Source organism: Neptunicoccus cionae, assembly GCF_014643735.1.
Lineage (GTDB): Bacteria > Pseudomonadota > Alphaproteobacteria > Rhodobacterales > Rhodobacteraceae > Amylibacter > Amylibacter cionae.
The window spans coordinates 1-785 of the sequence record NZ_BMKA01000025.1; the positions used below are offsets into that span (position 1 = coordinate 1).

At 49.4% G+C, this 785-nt stretch carries 1 protein-coding gene; it reads left to right on the forward strand.

The genetic code is table 11. The features are described 5' to 3' along the window. A partial coding sequence (locus tag IEX10_RS20270; protein ID WP_188679040.1) for a matrix protein 1 occupies positions 1-729 on the forward strand: 729 nt, incomplete at its 5' end. Positions 730-785: the final 56 nt, after the last annotated feature.

The window sequence follows — 785 nt, forward strand, 5'->3', positions numbered from 1 at the left end:
GTTCTCTCTATCATTCCATCAGGCCCCCTCAAAGCCGAGATCGCGCAGAGACTTGAGGATGTTTTTGCAGGGAAGAACGCAGATCTCGAGGCTCTCATGGAGTGGATAAAGACAAGACCAATCCTGTCACCTCTGACTAAGGGGATTTTAGGGTTTGTGTTCACGCTCACCGTGCCCAGTGAGCGAGGACTGCAGCGTAGACGGTTTGTCCAAAACGCCCTAAATGGGAATGGGGACCCAAACAACATGGACAAGGCAGTTAAATTATACAAGAAACTGAAGAGGGAAATGACATTTCATGGAGCAAAGGAAGTTGCACTCAGTTACTCAACTGGTGCGCTTGCCAGCTGCATGGGTCTCATATACAACAGAATGGGGACAGTAACTGCAGAAGGGGCTCTTGGATTAGTATGTGCCACTTGTGAGCAGATTGCCGACGCACAACATCGGTCCCACAGGCAGATGGCAACTACTACCAACCCACTAATTAGGCATGAGAATAGAATGGTACTAGCCAGTACTACGGCTAAGGCTATGGAGCAGATGGCTGGATCAAGTGAACAGGCAGCGGAAGCCATGGAAGTCGCAAGCCAGGCTAGGCAAATGGTGCAGGCTATGAGGACAGTCGGGACTCACCCTAACTCCAGTACAGGTCTTAAGGATGATCTTATTGAAAATTTGCAGGCCTACCAGAATCGGATGGGAGTGCAACTGCAGCGGTTCAAGTGACCCACTCGTTGTTGCAGCTAACATTATTGGGATATTGCACCTGATATTGTGGATTC